Raw genomic sequence first — 26,999 nt, forward strand, 5'->3', positions numbered from 1 at the left:
AGGAGATTTTAGCGAGTTTTTACGAATATGGAACCTTTGTTTGCTGAACATCCCGAGGAAATACCAGCCTCACCTATGGAAGATCCTCAACTTCCTGAACCGGATGAGCCTAATCCCTATGATGATCCAGAGCCTGAGCCTTATGATAGTCCTGAGCCTTATGAGGATGGTTGAGTTGCATTGTGCTACAGCTCCCCTTTGATTCCCTCTCCACCGCGTTTAGCGTGGGGGAGAGGGTACAGTTACTGCCATTAAGTTAGGAAGGTTTTGTCATTCCCGCGAAGGCGGGAAACCATCTCTACATTGGCACTGTGCTTAGCTAGAAATAGTTTCCCGCCTTCGCGGGAATGACAAATGCCCTTAACTTAATGGTAGTGAGGGGATATAAGGGGGGCTACAGCTCTGCAAAATGCCAATGCATGGTACGAGATAATTCTTCCAACATAATTTCCCCGCGAATGCTATTACCCTTGGGGTTGACTCTAGGGCTTAAAACGACGATTCCTGCCTTGCGTGGAACCACGCCGATTGTGTATCCAGAAACGCCGCTTTTCGCTGGGATGCCTGTTTTGACCATATGGGTTCCTGTTTCGTCATAAAGGCCGCAGGTAGCCATGATAGCCAAGGTTATTTTGCAGGTTTCTGAGGAAATAATTTGTTTACCACTTAGTGGGTCTTTACCGCCATTAGCAAGCATTGTTGGCAAATAGAGCATTTGTTCGAGCAAGGCTTCATAGGAGCAGAGAGCAAAATACAATTCGAGTGTCTCATTGACTCCCGCGCCTAAGTTCTTACGGCTTTTGAGTAAATAGGCCAATGAACGGTTGCGATCACCGGTTCTTTTTTCAGAAGCAAACACTAAGGGATTTATAGTTAAGCGCTGATTAAATAATTTTTGTACCCAATGTTCGAGCCAGGCAAATTGTTCTTCGCCAATACCAGGGATATGGGAGCATAAAGTAATTGCGCCCGCATTGAGCATAGGATTAGATGGTTTTGGACCAAATTGTGCAAGGCGGGTAATCGAAGCAAAATCATCTCCCGAAGGCTCAACTTTCACCCATTCAAAGAGCTGTTCTGCTCCGAACTCTTCAAGTAAACCTATAAGAGGAACCAACTTACCCGTGCTTTGCAAGGTAACTGGTTCCAGAGGCATATTAGAGTAAGAATGGGTTTCACCTTCAAGCGTACTAACTGCCATAGCAGTTAACTCTTTGTTAACATTAGCTAATTCGGGAATGTAATCTGCAGTATCGCCTGCTTGATTTTTCTCAGCTGTCGCTACTATTTGTTTGAGAAGATCGATTGTTATTTTCTTTTGTGACATAGTTTCTCAGAAATAAAAAAAGGGCTTCATTATGCTAAATTTAGCACAGTAAAACAATTTTTTGTTAAATGGAATCTTAAACTAGCCCAAAAGAATAAGATTTGTTCACCATCCCTTAGATCTTCGCCATGACATTAACGTGATTTATACCCCCATGAACTCATCCAGCTTTGCACCAATATTTTCACAGCGCATTAAACTTTCCCCAATGAGAAAGCTGTTGATCCCATGCTCTTGCATAAGCTCAATGTCACCGCGAGTATTAATGCCGCTTTCTGTAATTAGAATTTTATCTGCGGGGAGATGGTTTACCAGGTTAAGACTGGTTTCTAAATTAGTGATGAAGCTATGTAAACTACGGTTATTAACACCCATTAGCGGAGTTGGTAAAGGCAAGGAACGTTGGAATTCTTCAAGTGTGTGGCTCTCTACAAGCACAGCCATTTTCAGTTCTTGGGCTAATTGGCAATAATCATATAATTGCTGATCATCAAGCATAGCAGCGATCAGTAATATACAATCGGCGCCCAAGGCACGGCTTTCATAAATCTGATAGCTGTCAATGATGAAATCTTTGCGTAAGACTGGTAAGGATACTGCTGTTTTTGCCTGGGCAAGATAGCTGGGATGTCCCTGAAAAAAATCAATGTCTGTTAGGACCGAAAGGCAGCTTGCTCCATGTTGTTCGTAGATTTTGGCGATGGTTGCCACTTCAAAATCTTCACGAATTAAGCCTTTGCTTGGGGAGGCTTTTTTAATTTCTGCAATGATGGCTGGATTTCTTTTTTGCAAGGCAACTACAAAATCACGCGGGGGCAGGGCATCAGCCAGATTAAGGCTGCTTAGGGGGTTAGTACGTTTTGCTGCTTCTACTTCCTGGCGTTTATGCTCGCCAATGCGATTTAATATACTGGTCATAATTAGATAGTCTTAAAAGTATGGGTTAATTCTTTGAGTTGATTAAAGCGATTCAGTGCTTCACCGCTATCAATGGCCAACCTTGCTTTTTCTACAGCATCGCCAAAAGTTGCTGTTAATTCTGCACAGAAAAGGGCTAGAGCTGTGTTTAGCAAGACAATATCACGAGCGGGTCCTGATTTGCCATCCAGCACTTCTTGGGCTATCGCAAGACTCTGTGCTGGGGAGTCAACAACAATTGCATCAAGACTAGCATGAAAGCAGTTGTAGTCTTTGGGATCAATAGACCATTGCTTATAGAGTCCCTCATGATACTCAACGACATCCGTAATTGCTGAAATACTGACCTCATCCATGCCATCTCGCGAATTGACCACAAAGGCTCGTTTAGATCCTAAATTAGCAAGCACCTTAGCTAAGGGTTCTTGCCAGTTATTAGCAAAGACACCAACGACCTGTTTTTTCACTCGGGCAGGATTTACCAAGGGGCCAAGAAAATTAAAGAGAGTTCTTATACCAAGTTGTTGGCGAGCATTTTTAGCATGTTGCATTGCTTGGTGAAAATGTGGCGCAAATAAAAAGCTTAGGCCACAGCTTTGCATGCATTGGTTTAATTGCTCATCAGTCAAATTCAGTTCAAAACCGGCATGCATTAATAAGTCGGCGCTACCACTCCGGCTTGATACAGAACGCCCGCCATGTTTGGCTACCTTGGCGCCCGCAGCCGCGGCAACAAAGCTACTAACAGTTGAAATGTTAAAGGTATTTTTTCCATCACCACCAGTACCTACAATATCAATAAGCTCTTCGCCCAAGTCTATGCAGTGAGCTAACTTCAGCATGACCGACGCGGCGCTGGTTAATTCTTCGACGGTTTCCCCCTTCATCCGCATCAAAACTAAGAAAGCAGCAATTTGTGCGTCAGTTAATTCGCCGCTCATACAGGCGAGCATTAGCTCTTTCATTTGCTGTGCTGATAAGGATTGATGGTTAATCAATTGCTCTAATAATTTATTGATTTTCATGTACATAAAAAATGAGTTAAAAGTTGTAGGCCATGTTCACTTAAAATTGCTTCTGGGTGAAATTGTAGACCATAAAGGGGGTATTGACGATGGGAGATTGCCATAATTGTCTCCCCAGCCCAGGCATCAATCGCAAAACTCTCTGCTAAGGTTTTAACATCAACAGCCAAGGAATGATAGCGGGTTGCTTGGAAAGGACTTGGTAGATTACGGAAAAGCCCTTGTTTGTGATGCCTGATTGCAGAGGTTTTGCCATGGATTATTTCCGGGGCAGAAATAATCGAAGCACCAAAGGAATAGGCTAGGCATTGATGACCCAAGCAGATTCCTAAAATAGGTAGGCGTTGATAAAAATGTTTAATCACTGCAAGTGAAATACCAGCATCTTCTGGGCCTTTAGGGCCGGGAGAAATAACCAAGTGACTGGGGGACAGTTGATCAATTTCGCTAAGACAAACTTGGTCATTTTTAAAAACGAGAACCTCTTGGCCAAGCATTTGAAAATATTGCACTAGGTTATAAGTGAATGAATCGTAATTGTCTATCAAAACTATCATGTTATAAGGGCCTATTCACAAAAAGTCTGTATTTCTTGCAACCTCAAACTCCCCAAAGGGGAGAAGGTGCCCGTAGGGCGGATGAGGGGCAGCTGGTTTGAAGTTCTTTCCTAACATTTGCCCACTATAAGGAAAACTCTTCGCCCAAATAGACAGCTCGTACCTGCTTATTTGCGAGGATCATTTCCGGCGACCCCTCACAAAGGATCTTGCCCTGGCTTACAATATAGGCACGCTCGCAAATATCAAGCGTTTCACGCACATTATGATCGGTGATCAAGACGCCAATATTTTTATCGCATAAATGAGAAATAATTCTCTTAATATCCAGTACAGAAATAGGGTCAACGCCGGCGAAAGGCTCATCAAGCAAGATAAAATGAGGCTCAATGGCTAGAGCACGGGCAATTTCCACGCGACGGCGTTCACCGCCTGATAAGCTCATACCTAGGCTTTTATGTAGGTGAGAGATATGGAATTCGTGCATGAGTAGATCCAGTTTTTCATTTCGTGCTTGCTCACTGAGATCTTTGCGTAACTGCAAAATAGATAGGATGTTTTCGGCAACGGTCATCTTGCGAAAAACGGAGGCCTCTTGCGGCAAATAGCCAATTCCCCTGCGTGCTCGTTTATGCATCGGCTCTTTGGTAACATCCTGGTTGTCAAGAATAATTTGCCCTTCGTCACAGGATTGCAAGCCAACAATCATATAGAAACAGGTTGTTTTACCAGCACCATTGGGACCTAATAGACCAACGCATTCACCGCGGCGAATATTAATAGATACATCGTTAACCACAGTGCGTGTTTTAAATGATTTTTTTAAATGTCTGGCCGACAGCTCACTCATGCCTTTTTCTCTGGGTGAATAATTATGGTTGTACGATTTTTTCCATCACTTTTGGAAATAACATGTTGTTCGACTGTATCATAGCTGATTTTGGGCGCTGAGAAGGAGTTATCCCCCTGGGTTACTAGCGCATGTCCAATAAGCTCAATCAGATGTCGATCTGGATAATAACGAATGGTATCTGCATAGGCATGCAAGGGTGGTTTATCTGCAGCAGTTAGTGTCCAAAAATGGGCTGGATCTTTTTGATCACCCATGGCCTCTGCCATCACTAATTTATTTTGCTTATCACCCTCAGTAATCGCAAATGCAGCGCGTAAATGGGATGAGCCCTGATCAAGTTGTATATTACCCGTATATTCGCCATGATGAGTCTGTTGATTCAAGTCAGCTTGGTCGGCTGATAACTCTAAAACCTTTTCCCGATCATCCGGCAAGCCTAAACAAACAGAACTTGCTAGGGTAAGCGCAAGCAAAGCGAAAAGCTGAAGTCGTTTTGTTTTAACCATGTTTTGTGGGCTCGAAGGTTGCATGGGCTTGGCTCAGTAATTGTATTCGTTTTTCCTCAAGGTTAGCTTTCATGCCCTTTGAGTGAACAATATTACCAGGTTGTTCGAAACTGACATCTAAGTCAGTGTTAGCGATTTTTGTTTTAGAAAAGTAGTGCAATTCTTCCGTTTTTAACGTGCTTTCTTGTCCACGCTTGTTCTTATCCTGATGCACAACCACATTATGGCTAAAAGTAATTTTCTCACCGCCATTAATAGCCCTTGCTGTTTGAGAACTGATTTCCCAGTCAGGTTGATTTTCTTGCGCAAGGGATAAACGGGGCGACTTAAAAAAATGCGTATTATTCTCAGGGATGTGTTGTGCTTCGGGACTATGTAAGTAGTTAATAAGCTTACCTTTCTCATCAAAACGCATGACAGTTAAATTGGAAATAATCATATCTGCCGTTTTGGAAAGAGCAGTATCATCCAATCGTTTAATTGGCTTAGCACTGGCGAAGTATAGTCCTGAACCAGCCAAAACTAATAGTAAACAACATAACCAGGCAGCTTGTTTTGCGGCGTTCATGATGCTAAATACCGATTTAGGGCAAGATCTTGCAAGTTTTGCGATCTAAGAATTAGCTCACAGAGTTCGCGAACAGCTCCGCGACCGCCTGTTTTCTCAGTTTGCCAGGCAGCAAATTCTTTAACCTGGCTCACCGCATTAGCTACTGCAACGCCAAAGCCAACCTGTCTAATAATTGGCAAATCAGGTAGGTCATCACCAATATAGGCAAACTCTTCATCGTTCAGGTTTAAACGTGCTTTTAACTGGTTATAAGCATCGGTCTTCTCAAGTTGCCCTTTAAAGTAATGTTTGATGCCGAGTTGTTTCATTCGGTGATCAATAACAGCGTTTTGTGAAGTAGTAATCACTGCGACCTCTATGCCCGCTGCCATGAGCAATTTTAACCCTATGCCATCTTGCACATGAAAGCTCTTTAATTCATTACCATAGTTATCAAGGTAGAGCAGGCCATCAGTTAAAACGCCATCAACGTCACAAATTAAACACTTAATATTTTTTACTTTGGCTAACTCGTTCATTTTTTCTCTCAAAAAACAGATTAAAATACGCCGGCACGGAGCAAATCGTGCAGATGTATGACAGCAGTTGGTCTTTTCTGCTCATCAACAACAACTAGCGAGGTAATACTGTGCTTTTGCATTATCGCTAAGGCCTCTGCTGCAAGAAGACCTTTAGTAACGGTTTTACAGTCGCGGCTCATAACACTGGAAATCGGTGTTGTATTAATATCGTAATTTCGTGTAAGCGTCCGTCTTACATCGCCATCAGTATAGACGCCAGCAAGATAACCATGCGAATCAACCACGCAGGTCATTCCTAATTTTTTTTCAGTCACTTCAATGAGTGCTTCGCTAATGGTTGCCTGTTCGGAAATCAAGGGTAATTCATTACTATGATGGCAGAGTTCGTCAATACGGAGTAAAAGCCGTCTGCCAAGTGCGCCACCGGGATGGGCGAGAGCGAAGTCTTCAGCGCTAAATCCACGTGCCTGAAGAAGGGCGATAGCTAGTGCATCACCCATCACCAGCGATACGGTAGTGCTGGTTGTTGGTGCAAGCCCTAAGGGGCAAGCTTCCTGCTCGATACTAATATCCAGGTTAACATCAGCTGCCTTTGCCAGGGTTGATTCTTCATTCCCAGTAAGGGTGATCAAAGGTACTTCAAGACGTTTTAGCAGTGGGAGCAGAGTAATAATTTCTTCGGTAAATCCTGAGTTGGATATTGCGAGTACTGTATCCTGCCTGGTGATCATGCCTAGGTCGCCATGGCTTGCCTCACCTGGGTGCATAAAAAAAGAGGGGGTTCCGGTGCTGGAAAAAGTTGCTGCGATTTTGCTGCCTATGTGGCCTGACTTACCCATACCTGTTACTACAACGCGCCCTTTACAGGCTAACAAAAGTTCACAGGCGGTTTCAAAACGATGATCTATACGTTGGGTCAATTTAAAAACTGCTTGTGCTTCCGTTTCAATGACCGCGAGGCCTAATTTGCAATAATTCATATGCTTTTTTCTACCTCTATTTTTGTGTCCTGCTAGGTATTTAATGCGTTCTGTTTAGATAGCGCCACCCTTTAAACCAGCGAGGAATTCTAGCATAGTATTTTTTTTCTTTACAGGTATAATCGATATCTCGAAAATTTATAAAACCCGGAATGAATGAACATGCAGGATAATTTGGTGCACATCACCAACCTCACTTTTGCGCGGGGTAATCGCCATATCTTTGATGGCGTTGATATGGAAGTCAAACGAGGCAAAATTACTGCGATTATGGGCCCAAGCGGCAGCGGTAAAACCACGCTTTTACGGCTAATCGGAGCGCAGCTGGAGCCAGCGGCAGGTGAAATACTTGTTAATGGTGCCAATATCCATCAACTCTCCCATAAAGAGTTGTATTTAGCCCGGCGAAAAATGGGGCTGTTATTTCAAAGTTCGGCTTTATTCACCCATCTATCCGTTTTTGACAATGTTGCCTTTCCCCTTCGTGAACATACCAACTTAAATGATGAAATGTTGCGGGATATCGTGCTAATGAAGTTAGAGGCCGTAGGTCTTCGCGGCGCGGCGCAATTGATGCCCGATGAACTATCGGGTGGAATGGCAAGGCGGGTCGCATTAGCTAGAACTATTGCTCTTGATCCTGAATTAATGATGTATGACGAGCCTTTTACTGGGCAGGATCCTATTTCTATGGGTGTTCTGGTACGGTTAATAAAGCGCTTAAACCAACTCTTGCAAACAACCACTATTATTGTTTCTCATGATGTTGAGGAGACTTGTTCCATTGCTGATCATATCTACCTTATCGCTGGTGGGCGTCTGATTGGACAAGGTTCGCCTGCTGAGTTGAAGAACTCAACCGATCCACAGGTAAAACAATTTATGCATGGTGAAGCTGATGGAGCAGTGCCATTCCATTATCCAGCACGCCCATATACAGAGGAGTTGCTCGATGCTTGATATGATAATGCGCTTAGGGCAGCGAGGTGTAAATTCCTTGCAGACAGTAGGGAGTTCAGGTGTATTTCTACTGAGAATATTTACTAGAAACCCTGACTTGCCTAGGCTTTGGCCAGCATTACGCTCTCAACTTTATTTTGTTGGTGTTTTATCTTGTTTGATTATCGTTGTTTCAGCCTTGTTTATTGGTATGGTGATTGGATTACAAGGTTATAACACCCTACAAAAATTTGGAGCAAGCAGCCAGCTTGGCCAACTTTTGGCTTTAAGTATTGCTAGAGAGTTAGGACCAGTAATTAGCGCCTTGCTCTTTGCAGGTCGTGCTGGTTCTGCTTTGACAGCTGAGATTGGGCTAATGAAAGCCACAGAGCAATTAGCAAGTATGGATATGATGGGTGTTGATCCCTTAGGCCGAGTGGTTTATCCACGCTTTCTAGCCGGACTTATCTCTTTGCCTGTGCTGGCTTTGATATTTTCTGCTGTTGCAATCTATGGTGGTTATTTTATTGGTGTACAGTGGTTAGGCGTTGATGATGGAACTTTCTGGTCTAATATGCAGGCCTCTGTGAATTTCCGTATCGATGTTTTGAGCGGAATCATCAAAAGTGTTGTATTTGCTTTTGTTGTAGTCTGGATAGCGGTCTATCAAGGCTTTAGTTGTATCGCTACGGCGGAGGGTATCAGTCAAGCAACTACACGAACTGTAGTTTATTCGTCGCTTGCTGTGCTAGGGCTAGATTTTCTTTTGACAGCAGTGATGATTGGAGGTTGGTAAATGAATACTAGGCAACGAAATGTTGATCTAAGCGTCGGAATTTTTATGTTATTGGGCCTGGGCGCCTTATTAATTTTGGTAATGAAAGTGAGTGGTGTATCAAGCTTAGTTCCAACTAAAGGCTATCGCGTGACAGCAGAGTTCACTGATATCGGTGGTCTGAGAGTTAGAGCGCCAGTCACTGTAGCTGGTGTAAGAATTGGCGAAGTAACGCGTATTGAGTTACAACCTGGTGAATTAAATGCCAAAGTAACTATGCTGTTACGCAAAGATAAGCCTATTCCTTATGAAGATTCTTCAGCTCGTATTTTAACTGAGGGATTGATTGGTTCGAATTATATTAGTATCGTTCCGGGTTTTGATGATGAAGAAAGTAAAGATCATCCATATTTGCGTGATGGGGATGTGATACCTAAGACTCAAGAGGCGATTATTCTTGAGAACTTGATTGGTCAACTTTTGTTTAATATTAAAAAATAGGTGAATCATGAAGGGAATAAAATCTATTGTTTTTGCTGTAGTATGGACATTTACCCAACTGCTATGGGCTCAAGCATCACCGATACCCATGCTCGAGGGAACAGCTAACCAAATTCTTACGACTCTTAAGCAAAACAAAGGGAGTTTAAAAGATAATTCGCAAGTAATTTACCAAGCAGTAGAACGTTATTTATTGCCTAATGTTGATGTCAGTGGTATGTCGCGCTCTGTATTAGGCCGTAAAGCTTGGGGAGCAGCTTCCGCAGCGGATAAGCAACAATTTTCTAAGGCTTTTACTCAATTAGTAATTCGTACCTATGCAACACCTTTAGCTGAATATACTGATGAAACCATCAAATTTATGCCTATAAGGGGTTCATTAGATAGCCGTTTTATCCGGGTAAACAGCGTCATAATCCGCTCAAACGGAAAGAATATTCCTTTAAGCTATAGCCTGGTTTTTACCGGCGGTGACTGGAAAATCTACGATCTGAGTGTAGAAGGTGTTAGCTTGTTACAGAGTTTCCGTTCACAGTTTGCTGAGGCCTTACAAAATTCCAGCATGCAAGAACTAATCAAACAAATGCGCCAGCATAACGTAAGTAAGGCAGCCTAACGTGCAATCATTTAAGCCATCACAGGATATGACCTTTGAGACAGTGCAGGCAGATTGCCAGCGCCTGATTAAGTTTTGCCATAAGAGCAAAGACAGTGATTTGAGGGTCGATTTAAGCGAGGTCACTCACTGTGATAGTGCTGGTCTGGCTTTATTAATTGAGGCAAGAAGGCTTTGTAACGCGCAAAAAAAGACCTGCATAATTACAGGAATGCCTAAGATGATCCTGGCTTTAGCAGAGTTTTGTGGTGTGGATGGAATGTTATTGAGTTAATTTGCTGTCATTTCCGTAGTGATGAGATGACAGAATGTAGCCTGGATGTTAAGAAAGTTATAAAAAATTGTAGGCTGGGCTGACAAGCCCAGCCTACAATCCGATCTGCGATTATTTTAGAAAGTTGTATAAATGAGGCAAGCTGTATGATTAGTAATGAAGAAATTGAACGCCGTCTTGTAGAATCAGGAGAGGTTGATTTCGTCAAAGTTGAAGGGGATGGCTACCATTATCAAGTCACTATTGTGTCTGAGGCCTTCCTGGGTAAATCAAAAGTTGCAAGACAGCAATGGGTATACGCTAAACTAAAAGAATATATCACCAGTGGAAGTCTTCATGCATTGAGTATGAAGACGTTGACAAAAGAAGAATGGGGGAAAAATCATGGATAAGTTAATTATTAATGGTGGTAAGGCATTAAATGGTGAAGTCATGATTTCAGGAGCAAAAAACTCTGCTTTACCAATCATGGCAGCAACCTTGCTAGCTACTGATAATGTAACTATCTCGAATGTTCCTCATCTCAAAGATGTAACAACAATGATGGAACTGCTGGGGCAGCTAGGCGCCCAGTTAACTGTTGATGAAAAAATGAATGTCCAGGTGGACTCTTCACATGTCAACGAATACGTCGCTCCTTATGAGCTGGTAAAAACCATGCGGGCTTCAATCTTGGTGTTAGGTCCCTTGCTGACCCGATTTGGACAAGCTGATGTTTCCCTTCCGGGCGGATGTGCAATCGGCACACGTCCTGTTGATTTACATCTTAAGGCGCTCAAAATGATGGGTGCTGATATTACGGTAAAAAATGGCTTTATTAAAGCTCGCTGTAAAAGAGGCCGTTTAGAAGGCAAGCCCTTAGTATTTGATACAGTGACCGTAACTGGTACTGAAAATATCCTGATGGCAGCTGTGCTTGCTGAAGGAAAGACAATCATTAAAAACGCTGCGCGTGAGCCAGAGATTGTTGATTTGGCTAATTTCCTTAGCCAAATGGGTGCAAAAATCAGCGGCGCAGGTACCCCAACTATTGAAGTAATTGGTGTTGAATCCTTAACTGGCGGTAGCTATACCGTTATGCCCGATCGCATTGAAGCAGGAACTTATCTGACTGCTGGCGCAATCACTCGTGGTAAGGTTACTGTACGGAAAGTAAAACCGGATAACTTATTATCTCTGCTTTGTAAGTTCGAAGAGGCTGGCGCTGAGCTTTCAATAGGAGAGGATTGGGTTACATTAAATATGCATGGGTTGCGTCCACAAGCCGTTAACATATCAACGGCACCTTATCCCGCATTTCCTACTGATATGCAGGCACAGTTTATGGCATTGAATACCATTGCAGAAGGCTCTTCTTCTGTCATTGAGAATATCTTCGAAAATCGCTTTATGCATGTCCAGGAATTGCAACGTATGGGCGCTCAAATCCATTTGAATGGTAATACAGCGATGATAGCTGGTGTAGAACGATTAACAGGTGCTCCAGTTATGGCTACAGATTTACGTGCTTCTGCTAGCCTTATTTTGGCTGGTCTGGCAGCAGAGGGTGAAACGGTCGTTGAGCGTGTTTACCATGTTGATCGAGGATATGAGCGTATTGAAGAAAAACTTTCAGTATTAGGTGCAGATATTAAGCGAGCTTCGAACCGTGATAACGCGCGATGAGTTAGCCTCTTATCTTCATGAGTTGTTGGCTTGCAATGACTATGATGATTACGCACCGAATGGTATGCAAATTGAGGGTGAAAAGCATATCCGTAAAATTTGTACTGCGGTAACAGCATCCTTAGATGCTGTTCACCAAGCAGTTGCTTTTGAAGCTGATGTTTTACTTGTACATCATGGTTATTTTTGGCGGGGCGAAGCGCCTGTTATAACGGGAATGAAGCGTGAGCGAATTGCCCGATTGATTAAGCATAACATCTCCTTATTTGCTTATCATTTGCCGCTAGACTGCCATGCAGAACTAGGAAATAACGCCTGTTTAGCTCGCTTGTTGAATTTTAATTCAATTAAAAAGCATAAAATTGGTAAAAACAGGGATTTGCTCTGGTCGGGTTCTTTAACAAAAACGATCTCAGCAAAGAAATTCCTAAGCCAGTTAGAGGAAAAATTGGATCGTGAACCTCTATATATTCATGGCTCGGAGAAACCAATTCACCGTGTCGCCTGGTGCAGTGGTGCTGCGCAAGACTATATTGAAGAGGCCTATAATCTTGGTGTTGATGCCTATATTAGTGGTGAAGTGTCTGAGAGGACTTTCTATCAGGCCAAGGAGTTAGGCATTCATTATTTTGCTTGCGGCCATCACGCGACAGAGCGTTATGGTATCCAAGCTTTAGGTAATCATCTCGCAACAAAATTTGATCTTGAATACCATTTTATCGATAGTTCTAACCCAGTTTGAAAATAGAGTCTAACCATGTTTAATTTTGCCGAACTTCCTTATGCCTATGGACAGCCTCATTCAACTGGAACTCTCAAAGCTGCCCCTGAAGATTTTAGAGTTGATGAAGTCCTTGATTTTGAGTTAACCGGGGAAGGAGAGCATCTATTTCTTCGTGTAGAAAAGCGGGGATTAAATACCGAAGAATTAGTCAAAGCTATCGCGCGCACCCTAGGCAAATCGGAAAAAAACATTTCTTATGCTGGATTAAAAGACAGACAGGCATTAACTACACAATGGCTTTGTGTACATTGCCCAGGAGAGGAGATTGCCTCGCCAGAATTATTACAAGGCCAAGGCTGGCGCGTTCTTGAATCAAAACGACATCTAAAAAAATTACGTACAGGCGCCTTGGCAGCAAATGATTTCATATTGACCCTGCGTGAACTGACAGACAAATTGGCAATAGAGAGTCGTTTGTTACAAATTCAAGCAACAGGCGTACCCAATTATTTTGGTCCTCAGCGTTTTGGTTATGAAGGACAGAACCTGATAAAGGCAGAGGCTGTTCTTTTGCAAGGGCTAAAGATAAAAAATCGATTTTTACGAGGAATCTATTATTCTGCTGCACGATCCTATTTATTTAATCTGATCTTGGCTGAGCGTGTTAAAGGATCTAGTTGGAATCACGCTCTTGCAGGGGATGTGATGCAACTTGCAGGAACAAATAGTATTTTTTCTATAGAGGTTCCCGATGAGGTAATTTATAAACGTCTGGTTGAATTTGATATTTCACCCGCAGCACCTCTTTGGGGTCGAGGGCAGGAAAGAGCCGGTTTGGATGCTTTGGCAATACAGCAAGAGGTCTTAAGCAGCTATAAAGACTGGTGCCAAGCTCTTGAACAGCAAGGTTTAGAGCGTGCCTATCGTCCGTTCATGTTGCAAGTAGAAAATTTGCAATGGGATTGGCAAGATGACGCAACCCTAAATTTGCGATTCAGGCTGGTTGCTGGAAGTTATGCCACATCGGTAGTGCGTGAGTTAATTAAATAATTCTGCGTCGTTAATGCTCCTGCTCTACCTTTAATTCTTATTTTATGAATAAATTTAAACGACTTTAAAATATAAAAATAAATTGAATTGCTGCACAAATCGATAAGTAAATATAAACCCGCAATACCTGAAGGAAAGGGACCAATCGAGGGGTAATTAGGATGATTTCCTAAGGTGCCATACCAAGACCAGACTAAAAAAGTAGTACCTAAAAACTCTAGATTATAAACAAGGATGAACATGCATAAATAAAACAGTGGTTTTTTTCGAGTTCGTAGAATTAGCAAAAACATGAGGAAACAAAGGAATCCAGCTATATCACGCAGTAATATCAAAGACATAAAAGAGATAATAAATATCAACTTTGTTAAAGAGCTCTCTATAGCCTTATGGTATTTCCATATAATTGGTTGCCTAGAGATTTGATAGGTCGTTGCGTAAAGCACGGCATGCCCCAAAGGAATATACATAGGTATATTTTTTAAACGGTATTGATACCAACTAAGAATTAAAGAGCCAAGAATTTCTGCATAAAGGCTGCTCAGAGTCATTAAAAAAATTAACCAATATAGTTTTCGATCCACTGTAAATAGAAACAAACAATACAGCGACACCATAATAATATTGGCAATATCTTGGCCCTGTGAAAAATACTTAGCAGCATAGGGGCTATCAATAAATAAAAAAAAAGGTGTGCTTAGAAGGGCCGTTATAGGAAGGATCAAAATAAAATGATTAGAGTTAACGTGCTTTATCTTATTGGTCATCGCTCGAAGGGATATATTAATTTTTTATTATCATAGTCTAGATTATAGGTTAGAAAAACTATAGATTGATCCCCTATATTCCGTAGCGAAGGATCTCAGGAATTGGCACTGTGCCTCATTCAGGAGATCCTTCGCTGCGCTCTGGATGACCGACTATCCTAGGGTAACGGGGGTGACCTATTACTCCTGATTTTGATTAAAGGAATAAGGTCTGATGAATATAAAAAATACAGGGAATTATCTTATTAACTGGTTAGAATCGATTATTAAAAACCCTAATACTTATGTTGCAGCAGCCATTGGGATGCTAATTGGCTCTTTTATAGGTGGCTTACTTGGAATTATTGCCGGTGGTTTTATTGGTTATAGTTATAAATTCTGCAATAACTGTAGCATCGTTTGGCCTGGAATAGACCCTTCAATTGTTTTTGGTATTTTTAGTGGACTGATTGTTGGTGTAATAATTGGCTGTTGGCTCTTTGTTCTAATTACAATTTACAGGGTTTACAAAAAAACCAAAATGCAAACTAGTCTTTCTTCAGACAACATTTCAGAAACGATATGGTGCTCTATCGGTTATAGTGCTGAGGCCGCTCTAGGAATGGGATTGGGTGCTACTATTGGTAGTATGAGGCTTCCTGGTATAGGTACAGTCTTGGGAGCGTTTGCAGGATTGCTTCTCATTTTTGTTGCTGCAAATTTTGTGAAGACTAAGCAAGAGTAGTCTTGCTGCGCTGCATCAAGGCTACATTTTTATGCGCCATAAGCTGCCATTCTATTCTGTTCCTCTTCTTCCGCTAATAAGCTTGTATCCACCTCTTCTTGAGCTTCAATATCCAATACAGTAAGCGGTATTGTTGTCTGTTTTTCATCAATTTGAAGACTCAGAGAGGACTCAGCAAGATTGATATTCACAGTAGCTAAACTATGGTCTGGAGGGCATTCTTCTAATTTTATAAATTTAAAGGGAACCCCATCGATTATGCGTTGGCCGTCATGTAGAGAAACGCCAGTTAGCTTTAAGCTTTTCTGATTATTGAGGCTGGCGATTTGCGAGCAAATTGAATAAAGCATTTTCCAACTAAGATCGAGGGTCATGCCAACACCAAAGCCTAGACCTTTGCCAACCAGCTTCATTGAATTACCCATAACCCAGGCCAGTGTAATACCACAATAAGCATCGAGCAGGCGGCTTGCAAGGGTCGGGGCTATAAATACAGCTGCCAGACTGCCACCGGAGCCAACAAACAAGACTAGTCCGCTGCCTACGACAGTAGTTAAGGCATATTGAGCAGGCATCAATTTAGTTGATTTGCTAACAATATCGCCAAGAACAAAGCCAGTTGCATAGCCGGCAAGTTCTAAAGGCTTTGCGAAGATAGGTATCATTATCGATGTGGCAGGGAAATTTGCTAATAGATTTTGATTGAGGGGCTTCGATTCATGATAGACAAATTCTGTAAAATCATTCCACAGCTTTGGTGGAATAGAATCTTTAAGGCATGAATTGATGGTCTCATAACAACCTGGTGTTTGGATGAGACGTTTTGCTGCAAGTAAACAATAGGTTTGTGTTTCAAGGTCAAGAGGGTTGGTGTAAGTTAATCCCATAGCATCATCAAGTAACTGACCCAAGGTTGCCGAGGCTGAAGAGCGCAGGGGAAGGGTATAGGTCTTATCGATCTGTGATTTGACATAGAATGAAACACAAACAAGAATTTGTAAGGCGGCTAAATAACGTTGTGAATCAAAGGAATCATCAGGAGTCTGAGGAAGGTCTTTTTCTAAGTAGGCAAGCATAGATTCAATAAAAGAAATTTGCCTATTACGCATTTTGATATCTTTCGCCCCGAAGAAAATGCTGATGGCATAAGGCTGGGAAGCTTCGCTGAGATTGATCTTGGCTAGGGCCTCATAGCTAGCACGGATTTTTTTTAGTTTAATTATAAATTCGTCAGACAATACAAAATCCATAAGATCCTCACTTTCCATGTTATAGATCGACTAAAAACGTAATAGTTCAGCTCTCTAACGCAACCCGTCATCCAGAGCGCCCCAGCCCTTTTGGAGCAAACATCGATAAAGACCTCGTCATCCCGGATTTCCGGGATTAGCACCGTGCCACACTCAGGAGCTGTCTCTCTACGTTCGACATGACGTACGTCTTTGGGAGCGCAGCGAAGGATCTCCTGAATGAGGCACGGTGCTAATTCCGGAGATCCTTCGCTGCGCTCTGGATGACGGAATGTAGGGCGTGACTTATTACCTAAAATTAGTCTCAGGGATTTACTGCCTAAATGCAATCTTATTTGATCAAAATTTACAAAAATTAAGTTTATTAAGACCAAGTTGGAGAAGGTTTGCTGAGTATGTTCATAATTATATGAGAAATTTTATTAGAGCTCTTGCCTAAGCTGATGATATAGTTTGTGGATACATGTAGCCTGAGCAGTTGCTATGACCTCCTCGATAAAACAGTTTTTTTTACTTCTTAGACTTAAACATTGGACTAAATCTGCTTTTGTACTTCTAGGTGTTTTCTATTCTTCAGATCTGGATTATCTGCCTGATGCTTTATTGGCTGCTTTCTCCTTCTGTCTAATTGCTAGTGCTGTTTATATCTATAACGATTTTCAGGATAGGGAAGAAGACCGGCTACACCCTCAGAAACGTCGCAGACCCTTAGCTTCAGGGGATATTTCTTTGGATTTTGCACTGAGCATGCTTGTATTATTACTACTTGGAGGGCTTGGGCTGGCATGGGCGATTTCGAGTACTCTTGCGGCGCTTTTAGGCCTCTATCTGTTGGTCAATCTTGCCTATAACCATTACTTAAAGAATTTACCTGTAGCCGATGTGCTCTGTATAGCCAGTGGATTTATGCTGCGGGTGTTGGCAGGCACAATAGGAATTGGTTTACCGATTTCCTGGTGGTTAACCATCATGGCAACCCTAATTAGTTTATTTATTGCACTTTGTAAACGCCGATTGGAAAAGCAGCTTGACTTGCAATTTACAACTAGGGCTGTACTTAAAAAATACTCTCCGCGTTTTCTGGATTTGATGATTAATAGCGTCGCAATTGGATGTTTTATTATTTATCTACTCTATACCATTATTGCGCGTGGCCAATCGTTTTATTTTTTATTAACCCTGCCTTTTGCGGCTTTTGGACTATGGCGCTTTGCTCGCTTAACGACCCGAAATCGTAGCGATAATGATGATCCAATTTCTATCTTTGCAGCTGATAATTTATCGCGATTTAATTTATTATGCTTTCTAACCTTAACTCTCATTGCTTTGTTTAAATGACCACAAATAAAAAATGGCTGTTTTTAGCCCTGTTTCTATGTTTTTTCTATTTGTTAGTTTTGCAGGTTATCGCTGTTTGGCCTTATACAATCGATGATATGTATATCAGCTTACGCTATGCAAAGAATTGGGTGGATGGCTATGGATTAATATGGAATCTTGGTGATGAACCTGTTGAGGGTTATTCCAATTTTAGCTTTGTTGTTTTAGCTGCTCTCGCGATTCGCATGGGTTTAGATCCTGTGGTTTTACTCAAGGCTGTTAATGTGATTAGCCTCCTTTTTAGTTCTCTGGCAATCTATTGCCTGTCGCGCTTCTGGTTTAGAGGTTGGCTAGCAACCATCCCATGCTTGTGGATGCTTGCTTATAGGGGAGAAATTATTTGGTCTGTTAGTGGATTGGAAACCATTTTTTATCAAGCCCTAATCTGCTTTTCCCTGTTTTTTTTATTGCGCGGTATGGGCTACTGTTTGTATCCCGAACCTAGAAAAAAACCAAGTCTCTCCTTTTTTGCAATTTCAGGGTTTCTACTTGCTATGGCCGGTTTGACTCGCCCAGAAGCACCAGCTCTCATGATTCTTTTTGCTGCTTTGGCTTTACTTGATAGTCCTAAAGAAATGAAGGGGGATTACTACAAAAAGCTTTTGGCAGGCTGCTTAGTCTGTATCGCCATATTTTTACCTTATTTTCTCTGGCGTTGGCACTATTATGGTCGCTTGTTTCCTAACCCTGTTTATTGCAAAGGCATTTCTGATTTCTTTTGGGTGCTTAATAGAACATATCTGACTTTAGCCCTACCGTTTTTCTTTCTCTCCTTAGTTGCAATGCATGTAGCTGAAGATAAACGACATTATTTTTTTTGGTTACCATCATTAGTGTATTTGGCGCTATTAGCACATGCTGATCCAGTTTCTGCCCTTGATAATCGCTTGTTTTTACCTGTTTTCGTACTGCTTTTACCCTTGGCTTTTTCAGGATTGGCTACAGTCCTTGATTATTTTGTAGTAGAAAAGGATCTGTTTTATTATGCCTGCCTCCTAATGTTAGCGTTCTGGATAGCCTTTCTATTCCTGAAACCATCAAGTCTAAAAAATTATCGCTATTTTACAATTAACCCAGTAAATGGTTATGTGCTGCGCAACAAGGTATTAGCCTGGTTGAATCACAATGCACCTGCGAATAGTCCCGTGGTATTAGCAGATAGTGGACAAATTCCCTATCTTAGCCCGCTCCCTTACCTTGATTCCTACTGCTTAAATAACAAAGCAATGACCACTATCTACAAAAACGATATGTATCAGGGGTTCTGCTCAGATGTTATGGTCAGAAAACCACCCGTGGTGATTTTGACTTCGTTGATAGAGAACGATGGTAATGTCATCTATGCTCCTGTAGATGCTTGCCTGAAAGAGCACTTTAAAAATGACAGTATCTATAAGTTCCAACGAACCTATGAAGTAAAAAGTGTGGAGTTTATATATAGGTATGAGATTTATGTGCTTAGAGGTAGGACAGGAGTACAAGTAGGCTAGGCTTGAAGGAGGATTATTAGAATTTAGGAGAACAGCCGGTGTTGAGCACAGATATACGAGGGATTAAAGCTGTAGTAAGATATACGCCCAAGAAGTTTGGGGATGAGTCAACTTGCTGGCTTCAACCCGGACCCTCTTAAAGGATTTCAAAAAAGTTATGCTGAAGATTAATTCATTTTTTCAAAAATTTTATAAAAAATTGCCTGCTCTAGCCTATGATCTCGCTGCTATTCCTCTCGCTTGGTATTGCGCCTATTGGCTACGTTTTAACATGCAACCCTTCCCGCCAATGTTGGTTACTAGCTATTCTCTAGCCTCATTGTCTGTTCTAACACTAGTACAAATAGTTTCTTATTATTATTTTAAGGTTTATCGCGGCCTTTGGCGTTTTTCATCCTTAAATGATGTAGCGAGGATTATAAAAGCGACGCTCAGTGCAACAATGATCGCTATTCCGCTGCTTTATCTCAGTACATTATTACATCATATACCGCGTTCAGTGTTTCCTCTCTATGCGATGATTTTAATTATCTTGCTCTGTAGTGCAAGATTAGTTATGCGATCAATCTGGGAACAGCGCGCAAAGGTAAGTGTTTTAAAAACCTCAAAACGAGTACTCATTATTGGTGCTGGTCAGGCGGGTGAAAGTCTGGTCCGAGATTTAAAACGAACGCAATCTTATCTGCCCGTTGGCCTCATTGATGATAGTCTGAGCAAACGAGGCATGGATGTGCATGGTGTGAGGGTTTTAGGGACTACCAATGATTTAACCGAGCTTGCCTTAAGACATCGGATCGATTTGATCTTAATTGCCATTCCTTCAGCACGCTCAGCATTAATGCGGCGGATTGTTGATCAATGTGAGGGCTGCAATATCCCTTTCCGTACCTTGCCAAGCATCTCCGCATTAGCTGATGGGCGTGTGGAGGTGAATGCGCTTAGGGAGGTGAATATTGAGGATTTGTTAGGGCGCGATCAGGTTCGTTTAGAATGGGACAAGATTGCGGCATCTATTAAGGGAAAGCGAGTTGTAGTAACTGGTGGTGGTGGGTCTATTGGCTCCGAGCTTTGCCGTCAGGTTATGGCGCTTAAACCAAGCAAATTACTCATTATCGAAAATTGTGAATTCAATTTATATAAAATTGAAGGGGAATTAAGAAGCAAATTTCCAGATATAACTCTTGAACTGGGTTTAGTGTCAGTAACTGACAAGGTTGCTGTTGATTATTTCTTCCATCAGTTCCAACCCCAAGTTGTCTTTCACGCGGCTGCTTATAAACATGTACCTATGCTTGAAGAGCAGGTAAGAGGTGCTGTACAGAATAATGTACTGGGTACACAGATAGTTGCTGAAGCGAGTATTGCTATTGGTGCTGAAAAATTTATTTTAATTTCAACGGATAAAGCGGTTAATCCTACCAATGTAATGGGAACGACAAAGCGTGTTGCTGAAATTTACTGTCAAAATATGGATAGATTGGTAGAAACTCAATTCATCACAGTGCGTTTTGGTAATGTTTTAAATTCTGCTGGCTCGGTTGTGCCCTTATTTCAAAGGCAATTACAAGCTGGTGGTCCTATCACAGTGACTCATCCTGATATCCAGCGCTATTTTATGACTATCCCAGAGGCTTGCCAGTTAATCTTGCAAGCAATGAGTACTGGGAGCGGGGGAGAGATCTTTGTTCTTGATATGGGTGAACCAATAAAGATCAGTTATCTTGCCGAGCAAATGATTCGTTTAGCGGGTAAAGAGCCTGGTAAGGATGTGACAATTGAATATATAGGCCTAAGACCAGGTGAAAAGCTTTATGAAGAGCTTTTTCATGATATGGAGCAGTTAGCTCCTACTGAGCATGAAAAGTTGTTTAAGGCTAAATTTCGCCAATTAGAATGGTCTGAGTTAACCCAGGCGATTCGCTTATTAGATTCTGCTTGTGCTTCGCATAGCATTGACGAACTTTATCTCATATTAAAAAATCTGGTTCCAGAGTTTAGTACGAAATTGGAGTTGATTGATTAGCGCTTAATTGAGGAGAGTATGATTATTAGTTACGACGATTTCGCCCAAGTCGATTTACGTTCAGGAACTGTCACAAAGGTGGAGCCCTTTCCTAAAGCAAAAAAGCCAGCCTATAAAATTTGGGTTGATTTTGGCCCTGAAATTGGAGTTCTACAAACTTCGGCACAGGTGACGGCACATTATACGCCTGAATCATTATTAGGGCGTACTGTGGTCGGTTGCGTGAACTTAGGTGAAAAGAATATTGCTGGATTTGTCTCGCAATTTCTTTTGGTAGGTTTTTCTGATGCGACGGGTGCAATTTGTTTGATTACAACGGAATTTAAGATACCAAACGGGCAAAAACTGCATTAGATTTCTAATTGAAGGCTTTGTCGTTGTTGCGTGGATAAACAGAGCAGCCGTCATTGCTTCACTCCGTTCGCAATGACGTTATAAGGTAAGTAATCATGATAAATGAACAGAGCTATCTGGAAAAATCTCGTTACCCTTTATTGCGCTTGTTAAGTTATATGAAAGGGCAGCGGAAGGATTATTTAACAGCCGCCCTCTATTCGGTACTCAATAAATTATTCGATATTTTTCCGGAAGTATTGATTGGTGCTGCAGTGGATGTGGTAGTCAATCGCAAACATTCCTGGCTGGCTAAATTATTGGGTAATCCTGATATGCTGTTTCAGCTCTTTATGCTAGGTATGCTGACCTTTATTGCCTGGGGTCTCGAGTCAGTGTTTCAATATCTCTATAGTGTCAAATGGCGTAATTTAGCGCAATCTGTAGAGCATCGCTTGCGTATGGATACCTATCAGCATATTCAGGATGCTCGTATGCAAGATATAGATAAAACAGCCCTAGGCCAGCTAATTGCTACGATTAATGACGATATTAATCAGCTAGAGCGATTTCTGGAGGATGGTATTAACCAAATCATCCAAATTGTTTCTTCGACAATTTTAGTCGGAATTATTTTTTTATTTTGCTCGCCCCTAATCACTGTTTTTGCCATTCTGCCTGTGCCCTTTATTTTATTAGGCGCTTTTTATTTTCAACATAAATTAGAGCCGAAATTTTTAAAAGTCAGAGAAAAAGCGGCTGATATAGCAGCTGCCTTGGCGAATAATTTAACCGGCTTGATGACCATTAAAAGTTATACAGCAGAAGACTTTGAAACAAAGCGGATTGAGCAATTAAGCATTGATTACCAACAGGCAAATCAAGAGACTATAAAAATTAGTTCGCTGGTTACTCCAGTGATTCGTATCTTGATCCTGACTGGCTTTTTATTCACCTTGCTAATAGGGGGATACCAAACAATTCATAGCGAAATGAATGTCGGGGTTTTTAGCCTCCTTATCTTTTTGTCACAAAGATTATTATGGCCTTTTAGTTCCTTAGCTGATGTTACAGTCAACTTCCAAAGAGCTATGGCATCAACCACGCGAGCTTTAAATTTATTAACCTGGGAAAAAGAAGAGTCCATGCTTGCTGTTACCGAGACTTCCTGGGACTCGGATAAGCTGGAAGAGGGAATTCAGTTTGTCGATTTATCCTTTGCCTATCCAAACTCAGCAAACCCGGTATTTGTGAACTTTAATGCCTCTATTGGAAAAAATCAGACTGTAGCCTTTGTGGGCGAATCCGGCTCGGGCAAAAGCTCCTTAATCAAATTACTTTGTCGGTTTTATCAACCCCAATCAGGTTTAATTACTTGGGATAAGTCGAATATCAATCATTATGAGCTCTCAGAATGGCGAAGCCAAATTGCTCTAGTTAGCCAGGATATTTTCCTCTTTGAAGGAACAGTTGCTGAAAATATCGCTTATGCAAAGTTGGGTGCTAGTATGGAAGAAATCCAATACGCCGCAAAAATTGCAGGGGTTGAGAAATTTATTAATGAATTACCCAAGGGCTATGATTCGCTAGTTGGGCAACGAGGTGGCTTTTTATCAGGAGGACAGAAGCAGCGCATAGCAATTGCTCGTGCTGTTTTAAAAAATGCTCCCATCCTTATATTGGATGAGGCAACTTCGGCGGTCGATAATGATACAGAGTTGGCCATTCAGCAGGCTTTGGCGACTATTTCCCATAACAAAACGACAATAATCATTGCTCATCGCTTATCAACCGTAACTGGAGCAGATCTTATCTATGTCCTTGATAAAGGCCAGATTATTGAGCGTGGGAAGCATCAGGAGCTAATTAGTTACCCAAGTTATTATCGCCATCTTTGGCATATTCAAACTGGTGAACATGAGTTGGCTACAATGAGTCGTTAAAATGGTTTTTAGGTGCTAGTACTCTTTTCCCCTTGGAAAGGGTACTAAGGAAAATTGGTATATTTTTTATTCTTAAACATTTATAGGGATAGGACGATGAGAATTATTGTGATTGGAGCTACAGGGACTATCGGACAAGCGGTGGTGAGGGAACTACAATGCCGTCATGAAATTATTAAAGCGGGATTAACCACAGGGGATGTCAACGTAGATATCACTAACCAAGATTCAGTCGAGGTGATGTTTAAAAAAGCTGGGCAAATCGATGCCGTGATTCTTACAACAGGTAGAGTGCATTTTGGTGATTTCTTGCAAATGCATGACAAAGAATATCAGGTTGGCTTGCAGGATAAGCTAATGGGGCAAATCAATACGGTCTTGATTGGTAGGAACTATCTAAATGAAGGTGGTTCTTTCACTCTGACAAGCGGTATTCTCAGCGAGGATCCAATACGTTATGGGAGTGCTGCCTCAATGGTAAATGGTGCATTAAATGCCTTTGTTGGCGCTGCAGCAATAGAGATGCCTAAGCGCTTGCGCATAAACTGTGTGAGCCCTACGGTATTGACTGAATCAATGGATAATTATGCGGATTACTTTAGAGGCTTTGAATCAGTTAGCGCAGACCGAGTTGCCCTTGCTTACAGCAAAAGTGTTGAGGGCATGCAAACAGGAAAAGTTTATAAGGTTTTATGATGGGGAGTAATAGGTCAGCTCTGTCCCCCCTAGGGTACGTCATCCAGAGCGTAGCGAAGGATCTCCTGAATGTGACACAGTGCTAATCCCGGAGATCCTTCTCTATGACAGAAGGGGAGTGGCTTATGGAGCTTGATAAATATAATCTTCCACCGTGCTTATTTTTTGATCCTGATCTTTAATAGTCTCTAGCTTATCTCTTTCATCAGCCTGATGCACTTCACATTTGTTTAATTCAGAGATAGTACATCCTACATTAAACAGTTCAGACATCTTATCAACAATCTGAGAATCAATAATATCTGCTATCTTGGGTGCCTTTGTACCAGCAGAGCCTGGGGTATTAAAGGCAGCTGCTTCTTGAATTTTCATTGAGCAATTCAAGACTGCTGCTGTTGAACAGAACTGTTTGCGATTGATTCCATTCTCATCATAAGCGAGAACTTTACCATTAAGTGTATTTGTGTGTATGCTGAGTGCATGTTGATATACTTCACTTTGGCCTGTTCTGTCTTTGCCACTCTTACAATTGTTTTTAGTAGCTCCACCCATAGCTTCAACATACATTTTTTTCAAAGCAATGAGATACTCTTCCTTGTTACGTCTATCTGAACCTAACATCATTGACGCAACCTTATAGTGATTTCTAAATTGATTCTCAATGTTCACCATAGTTAGCAGATTTAACTTTTGGGGATCTGTTAGCTCTAAGCGCTCAATAAAATCAGTTATCACTCTCATTTGTGATGTAGATATTAGTTTATCTCCTTTAAACAAGGGGTCAAAGACATCGGATAGGGATTCAGTCGTTGATAAAGAGATAACTGTTCCTAAAAAATGATTACCAATAGCACGTAATGCCGCTAGCTCGATTTCAGCTCGTTTTTCGGCATCACCCCCTTCTATATACCTCAAAGAGTTTGTCGCATTGTTATGATATAAAACTCTGTAAGATGAGGAGTCAATACTTCCTTGTACTTCTGCGAATGCTATTCTCTGAGCTTCGATTAAGTCTTCATCGGCTCTGGATAGGCTGCCGTTGCTGCTTAATAGCGATTGAATCAAAATTAGGCGAGGTGGTGGGGCGAGTTCATGATCTTCAAAGAAGTTTCCCCATACTTTATTAAACTGATGATCCGCAACCTTTTGTAGTTTCTCAATTTCCTGGAATGTGCTTAAAACAGTCTGGTTCTCCCGATCGGATTTTTGCATTTCATAAGCGACCGGAGTCCCTGATTTAATACTAGAGGATATTAGTTGCAAGGAACCAGTTTCGGCTGATTGAGTCATTAAATAATTGACTCTGGCATTTGCTAAGCCAGGAGTATGTTGCATAGCAGAAGACTTAAAGAGTTTCGTAAAACTCTCCCACTCAGGCGCATCAATTGTTGTAGGGATTCTGGCTAAATACCACTCTTGCTCAGCTTGATGAAGATTTATAAACCATAAAGGTTGCGCCGGTCCGTGAATTTTCAGGTATTCTAATTTTTGTTCCTCGGTTAATTCATGATTTAAACTATTGTCAACCTGAATTATTTTTGATCCATTTCGTTGATTTGTAATAACGATTAGCACCTTATTCTTATTATGTTCAGCTACGAAATAACGCTCTGCTTCACGAATTGGACGAACAATATTTTTGTGAAAAACTTTATTCGATTTAATACCCGTAATTTTGGCAATATCATGATTTAGTTTTGCAACAAATTTATTCATATTTTTATTTATATCATCCAGACCCTTAGCCAAATCAGCATCAACTAATACCTGATTAGTCAGTGCGGCCAAATGCTCTCTGATAGCTTGTTTTTCACTTGGGTCAGTTGTTAAAAATGAAGGTGAGTCAAGAAGAGTAAGCACTCCGGCGATAACACTTAATTTTCTTGTAGCCAAAGAATAACGCTTTTTATCCTCGATAATTGCTGTCCCTGGGGTCTGCTCCTCATTGTGTTCAATTTTTATAATAACTTTTTCCCCTGGAATTGATGGTTCTAAACGGCTATAAGACCATAGAGGCTCAGGGTGTTTTAATTGCTCTAAGACTTGCATGATTTTCTCAATTTCATCTAATAAATCACTAGTTGTGTTATGAATATTGACTGCGGTTAAATGCTTTTTGCTGTATTGAGTAAATGTATGAGTATTAACACCGGTAATGGTTTTGACGATTTGATCGCAGCAAGCTTTACTTGCAAATACTGAAAAAGATTCTTTTAATTGCTGTTTCTCTTCCCGCACTAAACGAAGATCTCTGGGAGTCAGTAAGCGCTTCATTTTAGACATACGATGAACATGGCTGAATAAAGTAAGTGATCTAGGCCGAATTATCTCGCCATCAACAGGGTACGGACTACTTGAACTGCTTGAGCTACTCGAACTACTCGAACTACTCGAACTACTTGAGCCGCCTGAATTTATATCAGCAGATAAAACTGTCTCTGCAAAAGCAGGTGAAAATACAATTGGATCGCTAAATGAACGCTGTCTTTGATTAGTTTTCCTAGAACTACTTCTTTTTGAGGGACGAACACTTGAAGGATCTACAAGCGAATCCTTGCTATCTTTATCAGTATCACCAGCCATAATTTACA

General features: G+C 41.4%; 29 protein-coding genes. 17 read left to right on the plus strand and 12 right to left on the minus strand.

Going from position 1 to position 26,999, the window contains the following annotated elements:
- Positions 1-27 precede the first annotated feature (27 nt).
- Positions 28-174 carry a hypothetical protein gene (locus tag BN1094_RS19905; RefSeq protein ID WP_176695308.1) on the plus strand — a complete coding sequence of 49 codons (147 nt, stop codon included), beginning with the start codon at positions 28-30 and terminating at the stop codon, positions 172-174.
- 220 nt (positions 175-394) lie between these two features.
- On the opposite strand, the gene glsA is transcribed toward BN1094_RS19905, so the two are convergent.
- The 9 genes from glsA to BN1094_RS14590 all read right to left on the minus strand — a co-directional run bounded on the left by glsA (position 395) and on the right by BN1094_RS14590 (position 7,258).
- On the minus strand, positions 395-1,327 hold the full coding sequence (gene glsA, locus BN1094_RS14550) for a glutaminase A (RefSeq protein ID WP_044011806.1): 933 nt from the start codon (positions 1,325-1,327) through the stop codon (positions 395-397).
- Positions 1,328-1,471: 144 nt separating this feature from the next.
- Positions 1,472-2,245, minus strand: a complete 774-nt coding sequence (trpC, locus tag BN1094_RS14555; RefSeq protein ID WP_044011807.1) for an indole-3-glycerol phosphate synthase TrpC — start codon at positions 2,243-2,245, stop codon at positions 1,472-1,474.
- Between the two features lie 2 nt (positions 2,246-2,247).
- Positions 2,248-3,270, minus strand: a complete 1,023-nt coding sequence (gene trpD, locus BN1094_RS14560) for an anthranilate phosphoribosyltransferase (RefSeq protein ID WP_044011808.1) — start codon at positions 3,268-3,270, stop codon at positions 2,248-2,250.
- Positions 3,267-3,827 carry an anthranilate synthase component II gene (locus tag BN1094_RS14565; protein ID WP_044011809.1) on the minus strand — a complete coding sequence of 187 codons (561 nt, stop codon included), beginning with the start codon at positions 3,825-3,827 and terminating at the stop codon, positions 3,267-3,269. The genes trpD and BN1094_RS14565 overlap by 4 nt, the downstream gene beginning before the upstream one ends.
- 124 nt (positions 3,828-3,951) lie before the next feature.
- Complete coding sequence (gene lptB / locus BN1094_RS14570; RefSeq protein ID WP_044011810.1) at positions 3,952-4,677, minus strand: LPS export ABC transporter ATP-binding protein; 726 nt, start codon at positions 4,675-4,677, stop codon at positions 3,952-3,954.
- On the minus strand, positions 4,674-5,210 hold the full coding sequence (gene lptA / locus BN1094_RS14575; protein WP_245614338.1) for a lipopolysaccharide transport periplasmic protein LptA: 537 nt from the start codon (positions 5,208-5,210) through the stop codon (positions 4,674-4,676). Before lptA ends, lptB begins: the two co-directional genes overlap by 4 nt.
- On the minus strand, positions 5,179-5,754 hold the full coding sequence (lptC, locus tag BN1094_RS14580; protein ID WP_044011812.1) for an LPS export ABC transporter periplasmic protein LptC: 576 nt from the start codon (positions 5,752-5,754) through the stop codon (positions 5,179-5,181). The genes lptA and lptC overlap by 32 nt, the downstream gene beginning before the upstream one ends.
- Positions 5,751-6,275: a KdsC family phosphatase gene (locus BN1094_RS14585; protein ID WP_044011813.1), complete on the minus strand. Its 525-nt coding sequence runs from the start codon at positions 6,273-6,275 to the stop codon at positions 5,751-5,753. Before BN1094_RS14585 ends, lptC begins: the two co-directional genes overlap by 4 nt.
- A 20-nt stretch (positions 6,276-6,295) precedes the next feature.
- The gene (locus BN1094_RS14590; RefSeq protein ID WP_044011814.1) at positions 6,296-7,258 is read right to left on the minus strand and encodes a KpsF/GutQ family sugar-phosphate isomerase; all 963 of its coding nucleotides are present in this window, start codon (positions 7,256-7,258) and stop codon (positions 6,296-6,298) included.
- 162 nt (positions 7,259-7,420) lie between these two features.
- Here BN1094_RS14590 and BN1094_RS14595 point away from each other — a divergent pair, with 162 nt between their 5' ends.
- The 9 genes from BN1094_RS14595 (at position 7,421) to truD (ending at position 13,802) form a co-directional block, all read left to right on the plus strand.
- Positions 7,421-8,218: an ABC transporter ATP-binding protein gene (locus tag BN1094_RS14595; protein ID WP_044011815.1), complete on the plus strand. Its 798-nt coding sequence runs from the start codon at positions 7,421-7,423 to the stop codon at positions 8,216-8,218.
- Positions 8,211-8,993, plus strand: a complete 783-nt coding sequence (mlaE, locus tag BN1094_RS14600) for a lipid asymmetry maintenance ABC transporter permease subunit MlaE (RefSeq protein ID WP_044011816.1) — start codon at positions 8,211-8,213, stop codon at positions 8,991-8,993. Before BN1094_RS14595 ends, mlaE begins: the two co-directional genes overlap by 8 nt.
- Positions 8,994-9,473, plus strand: a complete 480-nt coding sequence (mlaD, locus tag BN1094_RS14605) for an outer membrane lipid asymmetry maintenance protein MlaD (RefSeq protein WP_044011817.1) — start codon at positions 8,994-8,996, stop codon at positions 9,471-9,473.
- 7 nt (positions 9,474-9,480) lie between these two features.
- The gene (locus BN1094_RS14610) at positions 9,481-10,089 is read left to right on the plus strand and encodes an MlaC/ttg2D family ABC transporter substrate-binding protein (RefSeq protein ID WP_044011818.1); all 609 of its coding nucleotides are present in this window, start codon (positions 9,481-9,483) and stop codon (positions 10,087-10,089) included.
- 1 nt (position 10,090) lies between these two features.
- A complete protein-coding gene (locus BN1094_RS14615; protein WP_245614340.1) occupies positions 10,091-10,363 on the plus strand; it encodes an STAS domain-containing protein in 273 nt (90 codons plus the stop codon).
- 146 nt (positions 10,364-10,509) lie between these two features.
- The gene (locus BN1094_RS14620; RefSeq protein WP_044011819.1) at positions 10,510-10,755 is read left to right on the plus strand and encodes a BolA family protein; all 246 of its coding nucleotides are present in this window, start codon (positions 10,510-10,512) and stop codon (positions 10,753-10,755) included.
- On the plus strand, positions 10,748-12,028 hold the full coding sequence (gene murA, locus BN1094_RS14625) for a UDP-N-acetylglucosamine 1-carboxyvinyltransferase (protein WP_044011820.1): 1,281 nt from the start codon (positions 10,748-10,750) through the stop codon (positions 12,026-12,028). The genes BN1094_RS14620 and murA overlap by 8 nt, the downstream gene beginning before the upstream one ends.
- Entirely contained in the window at positions 12,012-12,770 is a 759-nt protein-coding gene (locus BN1094_RS14630) for a Nif3-like dinuclear metal center hexameric protein (RefSeq protein WP_044011821.1), read from the plus strand. The genes murA and BN1094_RS14630 overlap by 17 nt, the downstream gene beginning before the upstream one ends.
- 15 nt (positions 12,771-12,785) lie before the next feature.
- Positions 12,786-13,802: a tRNA pseudouridine(13) synthase TruD gene (gene truD, locus BN1094_RS14635; protein ID WP_044011822.1), complete on the plus strand. Its 1,017-nt coding sequence runs from the start codon at positions 12,786-12,788 to the stop codon at positions 13,800-13,802.
- Here truD and BN1094_RS14640 read toward each other — a convergent pair.
- Positions 13,766-14,569: a hypothetical protein gene (locus tag BN1094_RS14640; RefSeq protein ID WP_176695309.1), complete on the minus strand. Its 804-nt coding sequence runs from the start codon at positions 14,567-14,569 to the stop codon at positions 13,766-13,768. The genes truD and BN1094_RS14640 overlap by 37 nt on opposite strands.
- Positions 14,570-14,783: 214 nt before the next feature.
- On the opposite strand from BN1094_RS14640, the gene BN1094_RS14645 reads away from it, so the two are divergent.
- Positions 14,784-15,293: a hypothetical protein gene (locus BN1094_RS14645; RefSeq protein ID WP_044011823.1), complete on the plus strand. Its 510-nt coding sequence runs from the start codon at positions 14,784-14,786 to the stop codon at positions 15,291-15,293.
- 29 nt (positions 15,294-15,322) lie between these two features.
- On the opposite strand, the gene BN1094_RS14650 is transcribed toward BN1094_RS14645, so the two are convergent.
- Positions 15,323-16,543, minus strand: coding sequence for a hypothetical protein (locus BN1094_RS14650; protein WP_141650492.1), 1,221 nt, complete (start codon positions 16,541-16,543; stop codon positions 15,323-15,325).
- A 483-nt stretch (positions 16,544-17,026) separates the two neighbouring features.
- Here BN1094_RS14650 and BN1094_RS14655 point away from each other — a divergent pair, with 483 nt between their 5' ends.
- From BN1094_RS14655 to BN1094_RS14680, 6 genes are all read left to right on the plus strand, one after another.
- Positions 17,027-17,881: a decaprenyl-phosphate phosphoribosyltransferase gene (locus BN1094_RS14655; protein ID WP_044011825.1), complete on the plus strand. Its 855-nt coding sequence runs from the start codon at positions 17,027-17,029 to the stop codon at positions 17,879-17,881.
- Positions 17,878-19,413, plus strand: a complete 1,536-nt coding sequence (locus BN1094_RS14660; RefSeq protein ID WP_044011826.1) for a hypothetical protein — start codon at positions 17,878-17,880, stop codon at positions 19,411-19,413. The genes BN1094_RS14655 and BN1094_RS14660 overlap by 4 nt, the downstream gene beginning before the upstream one ends.
- Positions 19,414-19,570: 157 nt before the next feature.
- The gene (locus BN1094_RS14665; protein ID WP_044011827.1) at positions 19,571-21,436 is read left to right on the plus strand and encodes a polysaccharide biosynthesis protein; all 1,866 of its coding nucleotides are present in this window, start codon (positions 19,571-19,573) and stop codon (positions 21,434-21,436) included.
- Positions 21,437-21,454: 18 nt separating this feature from the next.
- Complete coding sequence (locus BN1094_RS14670; protein WP_044011828.1) at positions 21,455-21,790, plus strand: tRNA-binding protein; 336 nt, start codon at positions 21,455-21,457, stop codon at positions 21,788-21,790.
- Positions 21,791-21,885: 95 nt separating this feature from the next.
- Positions 21,886-23,712, plus strand: a complete 1,827-nt coding sequence (locus BN1094_RS14675; RefSeq protein ID WP_081935167.1) for an ABC transporter ATP-binding protein — start codon at positions 21,886-21,888, stop codon at positions 23,710-23,712.
- Between the two features lie 96 nt (positions 23,713-23,808).
- Positions 23,809-24,408 carry a short chain dehydrogenase gene (locus tag BN1094_RS14680; RefSeq protein WP_044011829.1) on the plus strand — a complete coding sequence of 200 codons (600 nt, stop codon included), beginning with the start codon at positions 23,809-23,811 and terminating at the stop codon, positions 24,406-24,408.
- Positions 24,409-24,531: 123 nt separating this feature from the next.
- Here the strand turns inward: BN1094_RS14680 and BN1094_RS14685 are convergent, their stop codons facing one another.
- On the minus strand, positions 24,532-26,991 hold the full coding sequence (locus tag BN1094_RS14685) for a hypothetical protein (protein WP_052403316.1): 2,460 nt from the start codon (positions 26,989-26,991) through the stop codon (positions 24,532-24,534).
- Between the last annotated feature and the right edge of the window lie 8 nt (positions 26,992-26,999).

This window comes from Legionella massiliensis (assembly GCF_000756815.1).
Lineage (GTDB): Bacteria > Pseudomonadota > Gammaproteobacteria > Legionellales > Legionellaceae > Tatlockia > Tatlockia massiliensis.